Raw genomic sequence first — 2,616 nt, forward strand, 5'->3', positions numbered from 1 at the left:
CTGCACGTCGCGCCCCGCACCCTCGCGATCCCCGAGGGCGACGTCGGGTGCCTGTCCGTCGGCAACGCCGGCGGCGGGACGCTGCCCGCCCCGACGTTCGACGCACCCCCCGGCGTACGGGTCGTCGACGTCACGCCGTCCGGCGCGACCGGTCGGGCGTACGCCGTCCTCCGCCTCGACGGGACCCCCGCGACCGAGGCGACCCTGACCGTGGCCGCCGGCGCGGCCGGCGACGCGTCGGTGACGCTGACGCCCCCCTGAGCCGCGCGCGGGCGGGGTGGTAGCCTCCGGGTCCGTGCGCGCCGCCCCGTCCCCCCGTCGCTCCCCCCGGTCGGCCGCCCTCGCGCGCGGCGTCGCCGCGTTCGCGTTCGTCGCCCTCGCGCTGGGGGCGTGCGGCGGGGGCGACGCCCCGCAGCGCGAGCGCACCCTCACCGCGACGCTGGACGGTGCCGGCCGGGTCGCCAGCGAACCGGCCGGGCTGGACTGCGACGGGAGTTGCAGCGCGCCGTTCCCCGAGGGCGCCCGCGTGCGCCTCACCGCGACCCCCGACGATGGGCACGACGTCGCGGGGTGGACGGGCTGCGACGCGACGTCCGGCGCGACCTGCACCGTGACGCTCGACGCCGACCGCGACGTCACCGTGCGGTTCACCCCGACGCTCGACGCCCCGGAGGTCGGCACGCCGCTGGAGCTGCGGACCGACGGGGCGGGGGCCGGCCTGATCGAAAGCGACCCCGAGGGCCTGCGCTGCCGCGAGGACTGCCGCGCGACGTTCCCCGCCAGCGCCGAGGTGACGCTCCGCGCCTACCCCGACGACGGCGCCGCCTTCGGCGGCTGGGAGGGGTGCGACCGGACGCGCGGCGCGACGTGCACCGTGACGCTGACGTCCCCCCGGACCGTCCGCGCGACGTTCGACGTCGCCGCGACCGCGACCCCCACCCTCCGCGTCGCGCGCGAGGGGGGCGGCGCGGGCCGGGTGACGGCCGACGCGGTCGGTCTCGACTGCGGTGAGGCGTGCAGCGCCCCCGTCCCGGAGGGCGCGACGGTCTTCCTCACCGCCACGCCGGACGCCGGCAGCCGCCTCACCGGTTGGGACGGCTGCGACGCCACCGACGGCGCGACGTGCACCGTCGCCCCGAACGGCGACCGGGACGTCGTCGCCCGCTTCGAGGTGGAGCGCCGCGACGCCGCCCTGCGCCTCGACGCCGCCGCCTGCGCCGACGCGACGTGCCGGGGCGACGTCGGCCTCGCCGGGACCGGCGCGACGTGGGGCGGCCTCGCCTTCGACGCGACGAGCGACGCGTTCGAGGTCCTCACCGCCGACCCCCCGGCCGGCCTCGACGCCTGCCTGATCTCAGCCGGCGCGACCCGCGTCGCGCTGGTGTGCCCCACCCCCGTCGACCTCGACGCCGCCCCCCTCGGCCTCGACCTCCGCCGGACGGCCGGCGGCCCCGCGACGCTGACGCTGAACCGCGCCGAGGCGCTGCCGTACGACGGCGGGCGCTACCCCGTCGGGGGCGCACGCGTCCCGATCGGCGGTGCGCCGTGAGGGCGGGACTCCGCCTCGCCGCGGGGCTGCTGGCCGCCGTCGCGCTCGCCGCCCCCACAGCGGCGCAGGACCTCGCCACCCTCCGCGCGACGGCGGAGGCCGACGGCCGCGTCCGCGTGCTGGTGGAGCTCGCGACCCCCACGCGCCCCGAGGCTCGACTCGGGACCGCCTCGCTGCGGGCGCAGCGCGCGCGCATCGCCGCCGCCCAGGCGGCGGTCCTGACCACCGCCGGGCCCGACGCGCGCCCCACGCGCCGCTACGCGGCGCTGCCGCTGCTGGGGCTCGAGGTGGGGCCGGCCGCCCTCGACGCCCTCGCGCGCGACGCCCTCGCCCGCGACGGGGGCGTCGCGCGGGTGTTCCCCGACCGCCGCAACTACCCGACGCTCGGCGCGACGGTGCCGCGCGTCGGGGCGCCCGACGCGTGGGCGCTCGGGTTCGACGGCGCCGGCACGACCGTGGCGGTGCTGGACACCGGCGTCGACGCCGACCACCCGACGTTCGACGGCACGACCGTCCGCGAAGCGTGCTTCTCGACGCACGCCCCCGAATCCGGCGTGACGAGCCTCTGCGAGGACTTCGCGACGGAGGCCGTCGGGCCGGGCGCGGCCGCCCCGACCCCCGATCTCGCCGGCGCCTTCCACGGCACGCACGTCGCCTCCACCGCCGTCGGCGGGGGCGGCGGGCCGGTCGCGGCGGGCGTCGCGCCCGCCGCGGACCTCGCGGCGATCGAAGTCTTCACGCGCGGCGAGGCGTGCTGGGGCGAGGGCACCGCCGACTGCACGTTCGCGCTCGACAGCGACGTTCTGGCGGGGCTCGAGCACGCCCTCGAGCACCAGGCCGCGTGGAACCTGGCGGCGGTCAACCTCAGCCTCGGGACGACCACGACCTACGCGGGCACGTGCGCATCGCCGTACGACGGCGTGTTCCGCGACCTGCGGGCGGCGGGGGTCGGCGTGATCGTCGCGTCCGGCAACGGCCGCGCGGACGGCGGGATCTCGAGCCCCGCCTGCGCCGCGGACGCGATCGCGGTCGGCGCGACGGAGATCGCGGGGGGGGCGGGAGCGCGT

The 2,616-nt window shown here is 79.7% G+C and carries 3 protein-coding genes; all 3 read left to right on the plus strand.

Annotated features, from left to right (window positions below; genetic code table 11):
• A partial coding sequence (locus RI554_11235; GenBank protein ID MDR9392587.1) for a hypothetical protein occupies positions 1-261 on the plus strand: 261 nt, incomplete at its 5' end.
• 34 nt (positions 262-295) lie between these two features.
• Entirely contained in the window at positions 296-1,549 is a 1,254-nt protein-coding gene (locus tag RI554_11240; protein ID MDR9392588.1) for a hypothetical protein, read from the plus strand.
• Positions 1,546-2,616: S8 family serine peptidase (locus RI554_11245; GenBank protein MDR9392589.1), on the plus strand; the 1,071-nt coding region annotated here is incomplete at its 3' end. The genes RI554_11240 and RI554_11245, both read left to right, overlap by 4 nt.

This window comes from Trueperaceae bacterium, from assembly GCA_031581195.1.
GTDB lineage: Bacteria > Deinococcota > Deinococci > Deinococcales > Trueperaceae > SLSQ01.